The organism is Tumidithrix elongata BACA0141 (genome assembly GCF_036349135.1).
Classification (GTDB): Bacteria; Cyanobacteriota; Cyanobacteriia; order Pseudanabaenales; family Pseudanabaenaceae; genus Tumidithrix; species Tumidithrix elongata.
Genome location: NZ_JAZBJZ010000021.1, coordinates 24,416 through 41,513 on the forward strand (window position 1 = coordinate 24,416; position 17,098 = coordinate 41,513).

At 44.8% G+C, this 17,098-nt stretch carries 20 protein-coding genes; 5 read left to right on the forward strand and 15 right to left on the reverse strand.

The window, feature by feature from the left end:
* Positions 1-199 precede the first annotated feature (199 nt).
* The 6 genes from msrP to V2H45_RS07365 all read right to left on the reverse strand — a co-directional run bounded on the left by msrP (position 200) and on the right by V2H45_RS07365 (position 5,186).
* A complete protein-coding gene (msrP, locus tag V2H45_RS07340) occupies positions 200-1,174 on the reverse strand; it encodes a protein-methionine-sulfoxide reductase catalytic subunit MsrP (protein WP_330482973.1) in 975 nt (324 codons plus the stop codon).
* Between the two features lie 47 nt (positions 1,175-1,221).
* A complete protein-coding gene (locus V2H45_RS07345; protein WP_330482974.1) occupies positions 1,222-2,178 on the reverse strand; it encodes an ion channel in 957 nt (318 codons plus the stop codon).
* Between the two features lie 4 nt (positions 2,179-2,182).
* Positions 2,183-3,121, reverse strand: coding sequence for an AAA family ATPase (locus V2H45_RS07350; protein ID WP_330482975.1), 939 nt, complete (start codon positions 3,119-3,121; stop codon positions 2,183-2,185).
* Between the two features lie 210 nt (positions 3,122-3,331).
* Positions 3,332-3,613, reverse strand: coding sequence for a 4a-hydroxytetrahydrobiopterin dehydratase (locus V2H45_RS07355; protein WP_330482976.1), 282 nt, complete (start codon positions 3,611-3,613; stop codon positions 3,332-3,334).
* 107 nt (positions 3,614-3,720) lie between these two features.
* Entirely contained in the window at positions 3,721-4,233 is a 513-nt protein-coding gene (locus tag V2H45_RS07360) for a phycobiliprotein lyase (protein WP_330482977.1), read from the reverse strand.
* A 95-nt stretch (positions 4,234-4,328) separates the two neighbouring features.
* Positions 4,329-5,186: an alpha/beta fold hydrolase gene (locus tag V2H45_RS07365; RefSeq protein WP_330482978.1), complete on the reverse strand. Its 858-nt coding sequence runs from the start codon at positions 5,184-5,186 to the stop codon at positions 4,329-4,331.
* Positions 5,187-5,523: 337 nt separating this feature from the next.
* On the opposite strand from V2H45_RS07365, the gene V2H45_RS07370 reads away from it, so the two are divergent.
* The 3 genes from V2H45_RS07370 to V2H45_RS07380 all read left to right on the forward strand — a co-directional run bounded on the left by V2H45_RS07370 (position 5,524) and on the right by V2H45_RS07380 (position 7,096).
* Positions 5,524-5,697: a hypothetical protein gene (locus V2H45_RS07370; protein WP_330482979.1), complete on the forward strand. Its 174-nt coding sequence runs from the start codon at positions 5,524-5,526 to the stop codon at positions 5,695-5,697.
* A gap of 113 nt (positions 5,698-5,810) precedes the next feature.
* The gene (locus V2H45_RS07375) at positions 5,811-6,437 is read left to right on the forward strand and encodes a J domain-containing protein (protein WP_408648750.1); all 627 of its coding nucleotides are present in this window, start codon (positions 5,811-5,813) and stop codon (positions 6,435-6,437) included.
* A 14-nt stretch (positions 6,438-6,451) separates the two neighbouring features.
* Positions 6,452-7,096 (forward strand): GNAT family N-acetyltransferase, encoded by a 645-nt coding sequence (locus V2H45_RS07380; RefSeq protein WP_330482981.1) that lies wholly within the window; start codon positions 6,452-6,454, stop codon positions 7,094-7,096.
* Here the strand turns inward: V2H45_RS07380 and V2H45_RS07385 are convergent.
* From V2H45_RS07385 to V2H45_RS07410, 6 genes are all read right to left on the reverse strand, one after another.
* A complete protein-coding gene (locus tag V2H45_RS07385) occupies positions 7,025-8,053 on the reverse strand; it encodes an ABC transporter permease (protein WP_330482982.1) in 1,029 nt (342 codons plus the stop codon). The genes V2H45_RS07380 and V2H45_RS07385 overlap by 72 nt on opposite strands.
* Before the next feature lie 47 nt (positions 8,054-8,100).
* The gene (locus tag V2H45_RS07390; protein ID WP_330482983.1) at positions 8,101-8,586 is read right to left on the reverse strand and encodes a hypothetical protein; all 486 of its coding nucleotides are present in this window, start codon (positions 8,584-8,586) and stop codon (positions 8,101-8,103) included.
* On the reverse strand, positions 8,583-9,761 hold the full coding sequence (locus tag V2H45_RS07395) for an AAA family ATPase (protein ID WP_330482984.1): 1,179 nt from the start codon (positions 9,759-9,761) through the stop codon (positions 8,583-8,585). Before V2H45_RS07395 ends, V2H45_RS07390 begins: the two co-directional genes overlap by 4 nt.
* Positions 9,762-9,871: 110 nt before the next feature.
* Positions 9,872-11,218, reverse strand: a complete 1,347-nt coding sequence (locus V2H45_RS07400) for a UDP-glucose dehydrogenase family protein (RefSeq protein WP_330482985.1) — start codon at positions 11,216-11,218, stop codon at positions 9,872-9,874.
* Between the two features lie 51 nt (positions 11,219-11,269).
* Positions 11,270-12,214 carry a UDP-glucuronic acid decarboxylase family protein gene (locus tag V2H45_RS07405; RefSeq protein ID WP_330482986.1) on the reverse strand — a complete coding sequence of 315 codons (945 nt, stop codon included), beginning with the start codon at positions 12,212-12,214 and terminating at the stop codon, positions 11,270-11,272.
* A 63-nt stretch (positions 12,215-12,277) separates the two neighbouring features.
* Positions 12,278-13,834, reverse strand: coding sequence for an SLBB domain-containing protein (locus tag V2H45_RS07410; protein ID WP_330482987.1), 1,557 nt, complete (start codon positions 13,832-13,834; stop codon positions 12,278-12,280).
* 433 nt (positions 13,835-14,267) lie between these two features.
* Here V2H45_RS07410 and V2H45_RS07415 point away from each other — a divergent pair, with 433 nt between their 5' ends.
* Both V2H45_RS07415 and V2H45_RS07420 read left to right on the forward strand, forming a co-directional pair.
* Positions 14,268-14,624: a hypothetical protein gene (locus V2H45_RS07415; protein ID WP_330482988.1), complete on the forward strand. Its 357-nt coding sequence runs from the start codon at positions 14,268-14,270 to the stop codon at positions 14,622-14,624.
* Positions 14,625-14,646: 22 nt separating this feature from the next.
* Positions 14,647-15,384, forward strand: a complete 738-nt coding sequence (locus V2H45_RS07420; protein WP_330482989.1) for an HAD-IA family hydrolase — start codon at positions 14,647-14,649, stop codon at positions 15,382-15,384.
* Positions 15,385-15,470: 86 nt separating this feature from the next.
* On the opposite strand, the gene V2H45_RS07425 is transcribed toward V2H45_RS07420, so the two are convergent.
* The 3 genes from V2H45_RS07425 to V2H45_RS07435 form a co-directional block, all read right to left on the reverse strand.
* On the reverse strand, positions 15,471-15,890 hold the full coding sequence (locus V2H45_RS07425; RefSeq protein ID WP_330482990.1) for a DUF2996 domain-containing protein: 420 nt from the start codon (positions 15,888-15,890) through the stop codon (positions 15,471-15,473).
* Positions 15,891-16,004: 114 nt separating this feature from the next.
* Complete coding sequence (locus V2H45_RS07430) at positions 16,005-16,352, reverse strand: NAD(P)H-quinone oxidoreductase subunit M (RefSeq protein ID WP_330482991.1); 348 nt, start codon at positions 16,350-16,352, stop codon at positions 16,005-16,007.
* Positions 16,353-16,497: 145 nt separating this feature from the next.
* Positions 16,498-17,028, reverse strand: coding sequence for a thioredoxin family protein (locus V2H45_RS07435; protein WP_330482992.1), 531 nt, complete (start codon positions 17,026-17,028; stop codon positions 16,498-16,500).
* Positions 17,029-17,098: the final 70 nt, after the last annotated feature.

Below are 17,098 nucleotides of genomic sequence, written 5' to 3' on the forward strand. Positions count from 1 at the left end.
TGAACTCTGGTTCTAAAAAACACTCTGCCATAAGAAAATATTGGCACTAATATTCTGAGGAGCCCTATCCTAATTGGTTTTAGGCTCTTTTTTCTCTCTACTTTCTCTCCCTGATGAATAATTCAGGTTAGGGAGTTCGCTCAGATCGATACCTAATAAAACGTGAATTCGGGTCAGGTTCTCTTATCCCAAACTGACCTCAATAAAGGTGTGCGATGTAGGACTCATAGCCATTGTATTTTAGGGTTGGAATTTCTACCCAGTTAAAATCTGCACCGTTGGCAATCAGGCGTTCTCTTTCTTGCGTCCAGCGGGGATGAGAAACCTTGGGATCGACATTGGCTTCAAATTTATATTCCCCAGGTCTAATTGTATTCCAAAAGGTATCAGGTTGCTGCGCTACAAACTCGATTTTGACGATTGACTTTGCTCCCTTAAAGCCATACTTCCAAGGTAAGACAGCACGTATGGGCGCACCATGTTGTTTGGGAAGGGTATGACCGTAAATCCCCACAGCAAAAAAGGCGAGATCGTTTGCCATCTCCTCAATCCGCAATCCTTCAAAATAAGGGAAGGGTAAAAACCTTGCAGGGGGGAAACTCGGTCCTGGCGTTACTTGGGGATCGAAATAGGAAGTAAAACGGACAAATTTGGCGCTTGCCGTAGGTTCGACTTCTCGCAGCAATGCGTTCATCGGAAAACCTAACCAAGGCACAACCATTGCCCAAGCCTCAACGCAACGAAAGCGATAAATTCGCTCTTCTAAAGGAAATCGCTTGAGCAGGTCGTCAAGATCGTAGGTGCGCGGCTGCTTCACCAAACCCGTAACATTGACTTTCCAGTTATCGATCGGCAGTGCTTGGGCATTTTGCCAAGTGGATTTGGAACCGCCAAATTCGTAGAAATTATTGTAGGTTGCTGCGAGTCGTTCGTTGGTCAGGGGGCGATCGCTGACAGTAAAAGCCCTGTTCGGCCTGCTGGTTAAAGGCTTAATTCCTGCAAAGGGATCTTTGGCATTGCTTTGAGATTGACATCCTAATTCCGTCAGCGATGCGCTGGCAAGTCCTACCCCCAGTAAGGTTTGGAGAAATCTTCTGCGTTTCAGAAACACATGTTCGGGCGTAACCGACGATTCAGGCAATTGCCAAAGCTTTGGTATATGGAAAAATGTCATATCAACTGGCGCTAAACAGCAATTTTGACTGAGGGAAAAGCCTATTTTTAATGCGAACTTGAAATTTCGGGTGCGTGAATATGCTCTTCAGCAAGCGGAACCACATGGTGAAATAGTTTGTGGTTGTAGTAACGATCGCCATTTTCAGAGGTGTGAATGATATCCACAAATTGATGGTTGCAGAGAATTTCTCTAGCACCATAGGAGTGGCGAACATTCATCGTGTATGAAACCGTATCATCAATACCACTAAAGGAGATAACCAGTTGAGCGTGTTTTTCGATCAAGGATTCAGGACTGGCTCCATAGAGAGGACTGGTTTCATCGATGGGATGCATGGCTGTCCAACTCAGTACAAAGTTAGGCGATCGCTCCCGTGATAGTTTTAGATCGTAAATGCGGTAGAAATACTGCCCTTCGCTCGTAACCTCATCTCGCATCAGATATAGTCGCAATTGGGCTTCATAAATTTGATTGCGTCTTTGGTTCGCCATCCGAAACATTAGGGTAGGCACACCATTGACAGGGGCAATGACAGCAAATTTACTAAAAACGACTCGGGCAGTGGGCTTGGTAAATCGTGCAAAGGCAAGTCCGGTCATCACAGCGATCGCCAACAAACTGGCAAGTGCCTCTAGGGTGACGATCGCGTTGGCATAGGTTGTCTTTGGCGTAATCGCCCCATAACCAATTGAAGCTAAGGTCTGCACGCTAAAGAAAAAAGCATCCTCAAACGACCCTGCACGCGCCCCATTCAAACAATCTCCACCTGCGAGATAGAGCAAGGCAAACAGGGAATTTAAGACAACATAGGTAAGTGAAATCAGAAGAGAGAAATGCAACCATGGAATCGTCAGGAGGAGATGATAGGGATCGCGCCAAAAGGAATGCCAAACCCCGAGTCCCTCGATGTTCAGTTTGCCATCCTGTTTTCGCGCAATGCGCAAGGGCTTAGGAGAGCGATCGCTGAGGTCTTGAATTCGCTTTTTGAGTCTAGCTTTCATAGGCTTAGGGAATGGGAATCGTCTGAAGCAATCGTTCGATAATGCCTTTTGATTTACGCCGACCTGCCACAATAATGCGATGGCTCAAGACATAGGGAGCAAGGAACTTGACATCATCGGGAATAACATAGTCAGATTTGCGGCTGGGATCTAGCATCAAGCGCAAGTAAGCCAAGCTCTGTGCGGATCTCTGAAGCGCAACCGCGCCTCTAGGACTCGATCCGAGGGTGATTTCGCTATCGTTGCGCGTGGCACGTACGATATCAATAATGTATTGATTGGTCTTCTCATTGACTGAAATTTGAGCGGCATGATGGCGAAGTTCGATCACTTCTTCAGGCGTAATGCAGGCTTCTAATTTTGCAGAACCGATTTCCCCCGTTTGGTTGCGATTTAACATCTGTAGTTCTTCGGCTTCGCTGGGATACCCCAAGCTAAACGAGAGTGCAAACCGATCGAGTTGGGCTTCGGGTAGAGGAAATGTGCCCTGATATTCAATCGGATTTTGCGTCGCGATCGCAAAGAATGGCGTAGGCACTTGACGCGAGACGCCATCGACCGTGACTTGGGTTTCTTCCATCACTTCTAGCAAAGCTGACTGGGTGCGAGGGGTAGCCCGATTGATTTCATCCGCCAAGAGCACATTGGCAAACACGGGGCCTGGTAAAAACTGAAATGCGCCCGACTGAGGATTCCAAATATTCGTGCCTGTGATATCTGTGGGCAATAGGTCTGGCGTACATTGCACCCGTTGAAATTTCCCAGAGATTGAAGCGGCAAGTGACTTGGCGAGAAGGGTTTTACCCACCCCAGGCACATCTTCTAAGAGAACGTGACCGCCTGACAACAAGCCCACCAAAATCAGTTGAATCGCCTCTTCTTTCCCAACGATCGCGCGCGCTAGGTTATCGACCAGTTGCTGTACCTTTTGCTGCCTATCCATAGACTCCTAAGCTTTATTTGAAGTTCAGTTCAAGTCTTACAGCCTTCAAAGAAGCCTGCGTTGACACTAGCATACCCATACCTAAGGACTTGCACAATCGCCATCAATAAATAGTTCAGCATCAAAGCCCGAACGAAAAGCCCGAACGAGAAGCTCAGACCTAATGCACAAGCATTCGATCCCTGTGAGATTTTTGGCAATCCCTAAGAATTATAAACCATCAATCTTTTGGGCTAACTCAAGATCGAGGGCGCTAATTCCACCTGCATCATGGGTAACGAGGTCAATCTTGACATTGTTGTAGACGTTATAAAGCTCTGGATGGTGATCCATCTTTTCTGCGGCGATCGCCACCTTCGTCATAAAGCCAAAAGCTTCAACAAAGTCCTTAAACTTAAATGCCTTGTGCAGTTTGCCATCGATGACTGCCCAGCCCGCCAACTGAGCCATGCCAGCCGAAATCTGATCGTTGGTTAATTTTGGGATTGCCATGAGTTTGTAGGTGAATGGTTGTCGGTTATTGGTTTTCAGTGGTCAGTAATAGAATTCTCAAAAGAGTTAACATCTACAACTCATTACCTCATTTTATATCGATATACCTAAGGCGATTTTGCTGGTTCGGCTTTGCGAATCTCGGTACAAAAAGAAGAAACCTTTGATGTCCCAATTGTGACGCTAGTCCTCATACAGATGTTGGGACGGGGGAACCATAGTTTTTCTTCCGCGAATAGCCCATCATGCTCGTTTACTAATCTGAGCACATCATCCTTTTCCATCGTGTAGCGACCTAGGACTGGAGATTTCTCACCACTATGTTGGCTGAGTAGTTTCCCTTGTTGAACGTCATCTCGATCGGCGATCGCCACGAGAATGCTCGATCCTTTTGTGCGATCGATCGGGCGATCCCAATTGATTTTTGCTGCGCAGAATACTTGTTCGGCGATGAAATTGTACTGTTGGCAAAGCGCTGTAATTTGCGGATCGGTTGCCTCTGCCAAGGCAATTTGAATCACAGAATTACTGCTTTCTGATTTTTGAATAAAAGGATTATGACTCGTCCGTTGAGAACTCCAAGCTCCCGCGCGATGTTGGAAAAATTCTTTAATATTCATAAATTTTATTACTTGTCGATGGGCAAATCGTCAGCGAGCCATAACCTTAAAAATTAAGGATCTGTAAAAGCCGATCGCCGATCGCTACATTCATCTTATTTAATAACTTGTTCAACTCGATTGTAGATCAACAGATCTCGCAAAATCTCAGTTATCTGTTCGGTTTGCTCGAGCATGAGCATATGTCCGCAATCGGGCAGCTCAAATACATTGTCCCCACAACCGTTAAATGAAGCGTGAAAACTTGCAAGATGGCGCACGTATTTAGGTTCCATAATTTGGTCATCGCTGCCAGCAATGAAATAAGCAGGCTGTTTTAGATTGGCTACCACTTGGGGCAGTCGGTGCACTTCTTCGGCACTGGTTGAGTCAAGTAACGTGCCTTGAGCAGCTTCATATTTCGCTGCGACAAAATCTAAGGCTCTTTGCTTGCCCCACTGTCGATCGAGCGAAGACTTGACACTGTCTTTGGCAAATTGGCGATCGACAAAGGGAATATGTTGAAGCCATAACGGACGAAATTTAAGAATGACCCTGCCCGCTTGCCGAAACTTTTCAAATTCTTCTTTGATGTAAATCCCACCCCCAGCATTGAGGCAAATCACCCCCAAGACGCGATCGCCCAACATCCGTGCCGACCATAGGGCAATAATGCCACCGAGAGAATGCCCCACTAACCAAACATTTTGAATGCCCAAAATATCGAGCATTTCTAGCAGATCCTGCGCGTAGCTGGCAGGTGAATATTCATTGCGATCGCCGAGTTGTGACTGACCAAACCCCCGCAAATCGTAGGTCAGACACTGATAATGGGGCTGAAGTTGCTCAACCAATGGCTGCCAGTAGGCTTGGCTTAGTAGCCAACCATGCAAAAATGCGATCGTGTAAGGTGCATTGGTTCTGGGCGTGAGCATATAGCTATGCTCTGCACCCTGAATTTTGACACTGGGCATGTAAATAACCAAAAGTTGTATTTAACCGATCTTAGCAGTAAGCTAGATCGCTGATACCCACGCAATTGCAAATAAAATATAAATTGGCAATAAATTATTTATACAATAAAAGCGAAAATATAATGGGTCTGGCTCAGATTGGTTGAAAAAGGAAGACACCTTCCCAATCCTCTAAGCACTAGACAAGGTAAAGGTAGGCTGCGATCGGTAAGAACCAAGCTAAAGACTCACGTCAGAATTGGGTTACAAAGTTTTTAGAAAATTTGTTAAGTTGCGTTATATAAACTCTACAAACAAGGCTTAAGCTAGTAAAGAAAGTTACCAAAACGAGATATTTATGTTTCAAGTCGTACTAGACATGGCTCCGATTCGTAAAGTCCATGTAATTGCTGAATTACCCACCAAAGAGGAAGCAATGGACAAATATATTAAGCTCGTTGAGGCAAATCAGGGATCGCCAATCACAAAAAATGGTAAGTATACGATTCGTAAAAAGCCTAATAATGGTTGAATACCTGATAGATAGTCAGTATATTAATCTGATTATCTGAGACCTCCAAACTCTTGACTGGGATGCATGTATCTGAATGCTATCGACTACTCGGCGTACCACGTAATGCAACGATGGACGATATTAAGATGGCTTATCGCCGTCTAGCGCGTAAGTATCACCCCGATATCAATCAAGACGATCCTACGGCTGCGGATAAATTTCGGCGCGTGCAAGAGGCATACCAAGTTTTAAAAGAGGTCGATGCTGGTATTCGACCCAAGCAAGATGTAGCTCCGCCTGCGACGACAAAAGTTCAAAGACCGCCTACACCTACCCCATCCCCAGCCCCACAAAAGCCGCCTCAAAAAGCGCCACAGCCTTCTACCGATCGCTTCAACAAAATCAAGATAGATGTGCGTGATGTGCGTACAAGCCAAGATCCTCTGAGTACAGATCCAGAGCTAAAACTCAAGCTCGATATGCTGCGGCGCGTTCAAGAGTTGCTCAAGCAAAAAAAATATGTCGTAGCGATCGCTGTGGTCGAAGGAATGCGAGAACGCTATCCTAAATCACCCGAAGTTTTGCACTGGCAAGCAGTTACCTATTACCGCTGGGGTAGCGAACTGATTATTGCGGGTAAACTGCGCGAGGCAGAAATCTATTTGAATAAAGCCCTGAATACCGATCCTAAAAATCGCGAATTGTGCTTTGAGGTAAAACGAGATTTAGAAAGATTAAAACAAAAACCTCTGGGTTGATCGAGATAAAGTGAATGACAGCCGATATCCCAGAGCAACTCTTAACCCTAAAAACAGAGCGCCTAACGCTCAGAAAAATGACCTTAGGGGATGCAGAGGCTATCTTTGCCTATGCCCAAGATCCTGATGTCAGCAGATATGTTACTTGGTCTACCCATGAAGCGATCGCTGACACAGAAAGATTTCTAAGTGTTGTTTTACAGAGTTACACAACCGCAACAGGAATGGATTGGGGAATCGTTCATAACCAAGACCGAAAATTGATTGGAACCTGTGGATTATTTAACTGGAATCATAATCATACCCGTGCTGAACTAGGTTACGCTTTATCTAAGCAGTACTGGAACCAAGGATATATGACAGAAGCAGTTAAAGCTGTGATTTCTTTTGGCTTTCATGTGATGATGCTCAACCGCATTGAGGCAATCTGTAAGATTGAGAATATCGCCTCGGCACAGGTTTTGCAAAAAGTAGGAATGGAATTGGAAGGAACTTTGCGCCAGTATGTATTCTATAAGGGCAACTATTGGGATGTCAAAATCTATTCCATTCTCAACCCCAATGCAGCATCCTTCGATCTTTCGCACCTAATAACGAATTCTTGGATCGACCCAAGCATTCAAAATGTCAACCAGAATGCTGATAATCACTACGATTAGAGCAAAAAACACAACGACACCCTGAACGACGGGATAGTCTCTGGCTACGATCGCTTCAAACAGTCGATTGGCTAAGCCTGGCCATGAGAATGTGACTTCCGTTAAAACAGCTCCACCGAGCAAAGCCGCAAACGTTAAACCCAAAATCGTGATCACTGGAATCAAGGCGTTTTTCAGGGCGTGGTTAAACAGAATGGAACTGGATGTAATGCCTCTGGCCTTTGCTGCCTCCACATAGTCAGACTGGAGGGTTTGCTTAAGATTTACCCGCACAATGCGCTCAAAGATGCCACTGATCACGATGCCCAAACTCAGGACAGGCAGCACCAAATATTGCAGACTGGTGAAAAATAGCTGGCTATCTCCAGCAAATAGAGCATCTAGGGTGTAAAGCCCCGTAATCTGGGTGGGGGGATTGAGCGTAGCAGGAAAGCGCGTCCCAATCGGCAACCATCCCAATTGTACCGAGAAAATTAATTGCAACAGCATCCCGATCCAAAAGAGCGGTAAAGAGTAGGTAATGATGCCAAATAGCCGTCCACCTACATCCCATACTGTGTTGGGGCGGAGGGCAGCAACAACGCCAACTGTAATGCCTACGGCTAGAGCGATCGCCATGCTATAGATTGCCAACTCAGCCGTCGCGGGAAAGAAGCTTTTAATAATCTGCCAAACCGTCTGTCCCTTGGAACTCAGGGATGTACCTAAATGGAGATGAAATAGGTCATTCATGTAATGAAAATATTGCTCAGCCCAAGAGCCAGATAGCCCTAGCTGCGTTCTCAAGGCAATCTTTACCTCTGCGGGGGCGCGCGTTCCTAAAACCGCATCCACAGGATCGCCGGGAGTAGCGCGCATCAGCACAAAGACCAACGAGGCGATTACCCATAGCATCAAAGGAGCTAGGAGTAATCGCGCTGTAATGTAATAAAGAAGAGCTTTAAGGCGATTGGACATGAAGGTTAGCTTTTAGACACGACTAAGTTAGCAATCGAAAATATTGATTATTGCAGTTTAAACAAAAATGGCTTTACAGATGAAACCATCCGATCAATCTCGCCTTTATTGTGTTTGAGTAAATCGTGCCCCCATAATTGATTGGTGTTGTCAGAACAGTCGTTTGCCAGAGATTCTCCAATATCCTCAAAACTCTTTTTCATATCCTTCTTGAGAGATTCTGGATTAGACCAAGATCCTAAAATAAATACCCTTTCTTTTAGATCCTCTGGAATCTGACTCTGCATATACCTCAATCGATTTTTATTCTGATCAAAATCAATCAGCAAAACAATCAAACATTTTGAAAATTTTTGCATTTCAGGGACAAGAGCTTCAGAAAACTTGGCTAAAACTTTTGTCCAACCACCTGCGGGTCGCTCAACCTTAATCGCATCGGCAATAACGTTTAGATGATTGCTAAATCCGTTTGCAATTTGTTCGTCCGCACGATCCTCTGGCAACACAATAACGTATCGTTTATGCCTATTCATAGCTCGATATCGCCGCGAATCAAAGTATCGACAAGATCACCTCCGATGGATATCTCGCTATAGGGTCTGATTAAAGTTGGTTCTAAGTGACTTTTGCGATCAAGGACAAAAGTATTTTCATCAGAAAATTTTCTGATTGCCTCCTCATTATGCGAGGTCACCAAAATTTGCCCACTCTTCTTAAATGAGCGTCGTAGGGATGTGATAAAGTAACCTACTTGGGACAAGGAGAGATAATTATCAGGCTCATCCCAAAAGCAAAAGGGGCTATAGTATTCGTTTGCAGCTAGAACTACAGCACAAAGGAAAAAGCATTTTTCTCCATCAGATAAATCTTTAAAATCAAGACTCAACGTTTGATCATTTGCTTCAAATTGAACAATCATGCTTTTTGCATTTTTGCCAATCGGTTCATTCTGGATATCCTGAATATCAGGCATAACTTCTCGCAGATATCTGTCAATCCGCGTATAGGCGGCAGGGTAACGTCTAAGTAATCCAGAGAACCATTCACCAAAATTTGAACCATCCCGCTTTGGCTCCAAAGTCTCACCACTAGATTCTCCAGTCATCAAGCTTGGGATCGGAGCCAAAATGATCATGCTCGATAGCCAATTCTTGAAAATATAAAGCGGATCGGTCTCTGATTGCGCCTGAATTAATGGAAGAGCGACAAGATGCCAATCCACTTGAAATTGAGAAGCCATCAATTGACTAGTTAATGGGAATCGGTTGCGAAGTAGAGTATCAACCCGATTATCTTGAGGTATCTGAGATTGAATATTGTTACCATAAAGTTTGACTTGGGATGCTTCGCGAGAATAAATTGGATTTCCTATAACTAGCAATTTTTCCTCAAATACGCGAATTTCCTTGAAATTTTCTGGCGATAATTCTAACGCAAGGACGTACTTATATAATTGCGCTTTAAGTAATACCTCTATCTCAAAACGAATTGGAACACCAGACCTACCACTATTAAAGTCTTTAGCCTGTATAAGTTGACTAACTCTATTAATGCCCCTACCTATGCTTTGTAATACTTCTAATACGAAAGCAATCGTTGATTTGCCTGAGCCATTTTTGCCAATTAAAAGCGAAGATGGCAAATCTTTTAGATTTAGTTCAAAATTCTCTAGGCATCTGAAATTATGGACATAGAGTCTTTGGAGCATAGTAAAACCATTTTGAAGTGTGGGAAGCAAAAGCACTTTTAGAGTAGGAAATCGGTTTCCAACTGAGTCAGGATTACTTTATTGCTGAAAACCGATAACCGATAATCTAATTATCTCCCCATTCCCACATACTTAAACCCTGCGGTTTCCAGCGATGCGCGATCGAGGAAATTGCGGGCATCAATAATTACAGGATTTGCCATCAGGGGAACCATCTTGGCGTAATCGAGCGATTTAAACTGCTTCCAATCGGTAACGAGGATGAGGGCATCACAACCATCGGCAAGGCGTTCGGCATCGGTTTCCACAATTACATTCGAGAAACCATCCCGCATTCCAGATTGCGACACGATCGGATCGTAGGCTTTGACCTTTGCTCCCAAGCGGCTCAATTGATCGATCAGGGTAATCGAGGGTGCATCCCGCATATCATCGGTGTCGGGTTTAAACGTTAGCCCCAGTAAGCCAATGGTTTTACCCTTGAGAATTTTCAGCACTTGCTGGAGTTTTTCGACCACAAGCACCCGTTGCTGTTGGTTAACTTTGACGCAGGCATTGAGTAACTCTGTGTTGTACCCATAGTCATCCGCTGTGTGAATCAAAGCCGAGACATCTTTGCCAAAACAAGAACCACCCCAACCGATCCCCGCTTGGAGAAATTTCTGACCGATGCGGGAATCCAGACCAATGCCACGACCGACCTCGACCACATCTGCACCCACGCGATCGCAGACGTTAGCAACCTCATTAATAAAGCTAATTTTGACTGCAAGAAAGGCATTCGCCGCATATTTGATCATCTCGGCCGAGTTGATATCCGTAACCACTACGGGCACAGGGGATAGGGTTTTATCTTCGGCAAACTCACGGTTGATGATATTGGTGTAAAGCTCTTGCATCAGTTTGAGGGCGCGATCGCTACTGCTACCTAACACGATGCGATCGGGATTGAACGTGTCAAACACTGCTACTCCTTCACGTAAAAACTCAGGATTGCTAACGACATCAAACTCAGCTTTGCTGGAACCACCCTGCGCTGCCATGCCATCCATCACGATCATGCGCACCCAATCCCCAGAACCAATCGGCACGGTAGATTTGTTTACAATTACCCGATAGCCATCGTGGAGATGTTCGCCAATGCTGCGGGCAACTGCCTCAACATAGCGGGTATCGCTCTGACCATCAGGCAATGCAGGTGTACCCACCGCAATAAATAAAATTTCTCCATGGGTAACCCCAGCCGCAATGTCTGTGGTAAACGTAATTTTGCCTTTCGCGATCGCTGACTGCATGACTTCTGGTAAACCAGGCTCGTGAATCGGAGATTGCCCCGAACTCATCAGCTTCACTTTTGCTTCATTGTTGTCTACACAAATCACATCATGCCCAATATAGGCAAGACAGGCTCCGGTAACTAAGCCTACATATCCAGTCCCGATTACACAAACACGCATAGTAATTACTTTGGTTACGTTAAATAATTAGTAGTTAGGATTAGCTAAGAACTAGCTCGTTTTCTGTTTCTGTTTAAGCTCGTCGCGAAAGTAAGCGATCGCTTTGGTAAGTCCCTCATCTAGCTCCACCTTTGGAGCCCAATTGAGATATTGACGCGCTCTCGTGATGTCAGGTTGACGACGACGCGGGTCATCCTGTGGCAAGGGCTTAAAGATAATTTCCGCGCCAGGATTAACCATATGCTGAATTGTTTTTGCTAACTGTAAAATTGTGTACTCACTTGGATTCCCCAAATTTACAGGTCCGATATAGTCACCATTCATCAAGCGGATAATTCCTTCTACCAGATCGGACACATAGCAGAAACTTCGGGTCTGCGAACCATCTCCATAAACCGTGAGGGGAATGCCTCGTAGAGATTGCACGATAAAATTGCTAACCACACGACCATCATTTTCTAGCATGCGCTCGCCATAGGTGTTAAAGATCCGAACCACTCGAATGTCTACCCCATTCTGGCGATGATAATCAAAGGCCAAAGTTTCAGCAGTTCGCTTCCCTTCGTCATAACAACTACGAATACCCGTACAGTTGACATTTCCCCAATACTCTTCAGATTGAGGATGCACGTCAGGATCGCCATACACTTCCGAAGTAGAGGCTAGCAAAAATCTTGCCTTTAGTCGCTTTGCCAAACCCAACATATTCATAGTCCCTAACACATTTGTCTTTAAGGTTTTGACAGGGTTGGACTGGTAATGAACGGGCGAAGCAGGGCAAGCCAAATGATAAATTTGATCGACTTCTAAACGAATCGGCTCGATAATGTCGTGGCGGATTAATTCAAAACTGGGATGACCGACCCACTTCAGCACGTTAGCTTTACGACCGGTGTAAAAATTGTCAAGGCATAGAACCTCATGCCCAGCTTCCATCAGGCGATCGATGAGGTGAGAGCCAATAAAGCCTGCCCCACCAGTAACTAAAATCCGCATAAAGGCTATTAAATAAGTTATTTACTAGAGCATAAGGTGAAACCATGTCACTGAGAAACCTCGTTATTTAAACAAGTTGTTAATTAGAGCAAATGGGGTAACGATGTCACCAAGAAACTTGGTAACAGACTGTAAAATTCCAGCGCCAAAGGATGGGCGTACCACAATCACATCGCGATCGCGCAGTCCGGGGTTTGATTCTTCATTAAGGGGCAAGTTTAAATCGGCAGTCAAGTCTCTACGCGTTACCGTACCATCAGGATTTAGGTGATATAGCTCAACTGCACGCCAATCCCCATTGTTGGTGATTCCCCCAGCAGCGGTAATTGCTTCAGTAAATCTTGCGTTGGGTCTCAGTTGTAAGAGTCCAGGACGCACTAATTCCCCTACCATTTGTACGTTGATTGTGGTGGGTGAAAAAGTCGCTTTAGCAATGAGTCCGTATTCAGTCGGATTAAGCTTTGCTAACTTAGGTACTGTGATTGTATCGCCATCCACAAGTTGAACGTCTTGGGTGATGTCAGCTTTGGTAATCAACTCTAAAAGATTGACTGTAAAGGTCGATCGCCCACCATTACTATCTAAACGAGATACTTGAATATTGCGGATGTCAGCAATTTCTGTGATCCCACCCGCCGCTTGTAGGGCTCGGCTAATGGTTGTAGGACCTCCAATTCCTGCTTGTCCCGCTTGACCTGTGGCTCCAGTTAAGCCTGTCGGTGTCGTACCATTCCGCGAATAGGTTAATGTTTGAGCCCCAACCCGATTGACTTCTCCAGCTAAGACGACTTGGATCGAAAATGTATCTGGAGAGAAAGAGGAATTCCCTACGGTTCTAGGCTGGCTAACTGCTACATCAGCAATTCTCGGTACGAGGATAGAATCACCATCTAAAATTCTAATATCTTGGCTAACATCACCTCTTTGGAGAAGATCCAACAAGTTGATTTTGATTAGCCGTCGTCTACCACCGCCTTCAGAACGAGATACCTGAATATTGCTAATGTCTGCCCTTGATGTTACGCCACTGGCAGCATTGAGTGCTCTAGTAAGGGTTGCAGCCTGCACGCCTGTTGCTGTGTATACCAGTTGCAAAGTCCCTGGACGATTGACTTCTCCGACTAGGGCGATGTTAACCGGACGAGGTGAAGCGAGGGAAAGATTGACAATATTACGGACTAAATAGGGAGCAAGTTTCGCCCGTAAGACATTGGTCGCCTCAACAATTGATAAACCCTCAACTTTGATAGCACCAACCAAGGAGATATTGATTGTGCCATCAGGGGCGATCGCTTGAATGCCACTCAGTTCTGGTACATTAAAAATATCAATTTTAAGGCTATCTCCCGAACCTAAAATATAACTCTCAATCTCGACAGGGCTACCAACATTGAGACTGGGTGCATTTAAGCCAGCAGAATCTAGTAAATTTGAGGGCGTTGCTGGTAAGGGGGGAACTGGGGTAGTCGAAGGTTGAGGCGGAACTTGGGCAGAGGGCTGACTAGTTGGCTTGAGGGATGGCTTTATTGTTGATTGGGCTAAAACAGAAGTGGGGAAACCTAACACACACAGCAATGGTATTGTGTTGGATAATTGCCTCAAATCAAGCCATAGTTTCATAGTACACTCCTGACCACTTACACTGACATAAAATCACGAAAAGTGAGTATGTGATTGCCAACTTTTAAATACGTACCCTAACAAATCTTGCCACGATTTACGATTATATTCATGGCTAAAACTCTGAGTGATTCTAGCAGGGAAAGCGTCGATTCCACTAGTCATTTAAGCACTATAATTCTGTTTGCTTGGGTAGTTGCAGCGTCGGCATGTAATCTAAAAAGAATCGTTACTAGAATACACAGGACTTTGTAAAGCATTCGATCGCTTTTTAAGGCAGTGTATCATCAAGATCGCTCAAACTTGAGAATTATTCAGTGGTCGCACATAAAAGCATTTCGTCGTGTTAAAGCAGTGAGAGGAGTAAAAGATTGTGGTTAGATCGATATCCAAAGTTATCCTTAGTATCCTAGCGAGCTCAGCAATCGTCGCTTTGCCAATAGAATTTGCCCTGTCTCAAAATGTTGTTGCTCCGCTCTCTTCTCCACTTCGGGATATTCCTACTAAAGCCAAAGAAGAAAAAGGCATCAGTATCTTATTTATAAATCGTACGGGTTCCACTTTAACATCGTTACAAGTATCCCCTGCCAAAACACGCAGATGGAACTTCAATCTTCTCGATAAAGACTTGCTAGATGGACAAGAGAGAAGCATCAAGGTATCTGAAGGGCGCAGTGAATGCCGCCGCGATATCAGGGCAACATTTAGCAATGGCAGCACAGTCGAAGACTTTGATGTCGATGTCTGTAAAAACGATATCTATACATTTACTGTGGTAGGGCTTTGGTAAGCCATTATCCACCCAAGGAACCATGAGATCTGAACCCAAAATTATTTTCCTCGATGCTGTAGGCACATTGTTTGGTGTGCGGGGTAGTGTTGGTGAAGCCTATGCAAAAATAGCCTCAGAGTTTGAAGTTGAAGTTGTAGCGAGAGACATCAACAAGGCCTTTATCCAGAGCTTTATCACAGCTCCAAGAATGGCATTCCCAGAAGTGGAAGCATCAGAGATTCCCAAACAGGAATATCAGTGGTGGAAAGCGATCGCCGTGCAAACCTTTACGCAAACTGACTCCATTCAAAAGTTTCAAGATTTCGAGCAGTTTTTCCAGAGACTCTACGCATATTTTGCTGGAGCCGATCCTTGGTTCGTTTATGAGGATGTCTTACCAGCCTTGACCAACTGGCAGGGGCAAGGCATCGAGATGGGTATCATTTCTAACTTTGATAGTCGGATCTATCCCGTACTGAAAGCCCTCGATCTGGAGCGCTTTTTTACTTCTTTCACAATTTCTACAGAAGTTGGTGCAGCCAAGCCTGATGTCAAAATTTTTCGGCATGGACTGACAAAATACGCACGAATAGAGGGTGAAAACTCAAGTTTCCAACATCAAATCTGGCATATTGGCGATAGCTTTACCGAAGATTATCAGGGCGCGATCGCCGCAGGTTTAAATGCTTTTTGGTTAGATCGCGATCGCACCAAAACCCATCCCACGCCAGAAGGTAAATCTATCACTAGCTTAAAAGATCTAGTTTTTCCCGCATAGAATCTGCATAGAAGAGTTAATCCCCCTATCACTGCTCAATACAACTGGGGCAACCATAGGGGGATTGATGTTTTTTTGTGGGTTTGCTAATTGGGTGCTAACCACTTTTGGGCATTTAATCTTTGCATGACACCAAAGACCAGCAAGTCTAGCGTTGCCTTACGCTCATCAATGAGGAATGGCTCAATCGTACTTGGCGATAGACCACCATCGGCACAGGAAAAAGCTTTTTGAGCGCTGATATCTTGCTTAGAGAAATAAACCGTAAATTGGCGATAGTTTTGGTTCCATCGACCTTGCACTTGCGAATTTTCAAACTTGAGCTGTAAATCCGCAATTCCTGACTTCTGAAAGGATTTGGCTAAGGCAGGTAGGTAGTGTTCGTTAATAAACTGCTCGAAGGGCAATTCTTCAACGGTTGGCTCTTTGACCTTTTCAACCTTAGCTTTTGCAGGAGCTTTTGCAGGAGGCTGCGCGGGTACTTGTGGGGTAGCTTCTTCTGACATAGAAAAAATGATGGGATTGTGGGTTTTGAATGGATTCGCTGAAACCTGATGTAAGCACGTTGTTGCCGAGGTGGCTAAACTATATTTGAATTCATCTGAATTCTGAGGAAGCGATTATCCCTCTGATTCTGTGGAGATAATTTGCGGCAAGCCCATACTGTAATTGAGGGCGCGGTGATTGAGGTTGTAGGTGAGTTCGCCATTTTGCAAAAGCGATCGGACAAAATGCTCTAGATCGGAGCCAATGCGACGCAGATTATATTCTGTGAGATCTGCGCCCTTATAGTTTTCAACCAAGGCATCAAACTTACTATTTACCTTTTTAATTGCCCCATCTGTCCAGTTCAACTCATTCTCAGGGTCAATGTCGAGCGTTAGGGTATTTTCGCTGTCAATTAACTCGTTGTTTTCAACTGTGGCAGCGTAGATTTGAATATGGCGTGTGGTTGACTTGATTGGCATAAGAGATTATCAGTTGTTCGGTTATCAGTTATCAGTTGTATAGCAGACATCCGCAAGTTAGAATTCCCTGCTATCGATCGCTATGCTACCTTAAGATTTTTAAAAGAGCTAATCGCTAAATTCTAACCACGCTCTATTGACTGCCTTAGGATATCCACTTGACGGAACAACCGAGTGCTGGCTCCATCTCTTTGGTGTAAGGCTTGCCTTTAAGTACAAGGTCGATCGCTTCTCGTAAATCTTGCCGAGTTACAGCACTGGCATCACGATAATTATCATCGATTTGTCCTCGATAGCGCAGAATACCTTGTCGATCTAATACAAAGGGTTCAGGCGTGCAGATTGCGCCAAAGGCATGGGCAACATCTTGGGTGCGATCGCGTAGATAGGGGAAATTTAGACCCCAACCTTGAGCATAGGTTTTCATTTTGTCAAAACTATCTTCGGGATATTTTTGCTCGTCGTTGGCATTGACGCCAATGAGCGTAACTCCCTTGGCTTGATAGTCATTTTGAACGGCAATCAGCCGTTCCAGATAAGCTTTGACATAGGGACAGTGATTGCACATGAAAACAACCACAATCGCAGAATAGGTCTCTAAACAGCGCCCCAAATGAACAACGTCGCCTGTTGTACTAGGTAACTCAAAGTCAGGGGCGTAGGCATTGATTTCCATGTCTAGTTGGGCTTTGTTTACTAAAAACTATTCTACCTCTTGGTGCTTCCGCAATTTAGCACCTCTAAGA

Bases quoted from the DNA above. Each gene is read 5' to 3' on its own strand.
- V2H45_RS07395 (WP_330482984.1), bottom strand. From the start codon at position 9,761: ATGCTCCAAAGACTCTATGTCCATAATTTCAGATGCCTAGAGAATTTT.
- V2H45_RS07365 (WP_330482978.1), bottom strand. From the start codon at position 5,186: ATGCCCAGTGTCAAAATTCAGGGTGCAGAGCATAGCTATATGCTCACG.
- V2H45_RS07425 (WP_330482990.1), bottom strand. From the start codon at position 15,890: ATGTCAGAAGAAGCTACCCCACAAGTACCCGCGCAGCCTCCTGCAAAA.
- V2H45_RS07405 (WP_330482986.1), bottom strand. From the start codon at position 12,214: ATGCGGATTTTAGTTACTGGTGGGGCAGGCTTTATTGGCTCTCACCTC.
- V2H45_RS07375 (WP_408648750.1), top strand. From the start codon at position 5,811: ATGGACGATATTAAGATGGCTTATCGCCGTCTAGCGCGTAAGTATCAC.
- V2H45_RS07420 (WP_330482989.1), top strand. From the start codon at position 14,647: ATGAGATCTGAACCCAAAATTATTTTCCTCGATGCTGTAGGCACATTG.
- V2H45_RS07360 (WP_330482977.1), bottom strand. From the start codon at position 4,233: ATGAATATTAAAGAATTTTTCCAACATCGCGCGGGAGCTTGGAGTTCT.
- V2H45_RS07350 (WP_330482975.1), bottom strand. From the start codon at position 3,121: ATGGATAGGCAGCAAAAGGTACAGCAACTGGTCGATAACCTAGCGCGC.
- msrP (WP_330482973.1), bottom strand. From the start codon at position 1,174: ATGACATTTTTCCATATACCAAAGCTTTGGCAATTGCCTGAATCGTCG.
- V2H45_RS07380 (WP_330482981.1), top strand. From the start codon at position 6,452: ATGACAGCCGATATCCCAGAGCAACTCTTAACCCTAAAAACAGAGCGC.
- V2H45_RS07345 (WP_330482974.1), bottom strand. From the start codon at position 2,178: ATGAAAGCTAGACTCAAAAAGCGAATTCAAGACCTCAGCGATCGCTCT.
- V2H45_RS07385 (WP_330482982.1), bottom strand. From the start codon at position 8,053: ATGTCCAATCGCCTTAAAGCTCTTCTTTATTACATTACAGCGCGATTA.
- V2H45_RS07435 (WP_330482992.1), bottom strand. From the start codon at position 17,028: ATGGAAATCAATGCCTACGCCCCTGACTTTGAGTTACCTAGTACAACA.
- V2H45_RS07410 (WP_330482987.1), bottom strand. From the start codon at position 13,834: ATGAAACTATGGCTTGATTTGAGGCAATTATCCAACACAATACCATTG.
- V2H45_RS07355 (WP_330482976.1), bottom strand. From the start codon at position 3,613: ATGGCAATCCCAAAATTAACCAACGATCAGATTTCGGCTGGCATGGCT.
- V2H45_RS07400 (WP_330482985.1), bottom strand. From the start codon at position 11,218: ATGCGTGTTTGTGTAATCGGGACTGGATATGTAGGCTTAGTTACCGGA.
- V2H45_RS07390 (WP_330482983.1), bottom strand. From the start codon at position 8,586: ATGAATAGGCATAAACGATACGTTATTGTGTTGCCAGAGGATCGTGCG.
- V2H45_RS07370 (WP_330482979.1), top strand. From the start codon at position 5,524: ATGTTTCAAGTCGTACTAGACATGGCTCCGATTCGTAAAGTCCATGTA.
- V2H45_RS07430 (WP_330482991.1), bottom strand. From the start codon at position 16,352: ATGCCAATCAAGTCAACCACACGCCATATTCAAATCTACGCTGCCACA.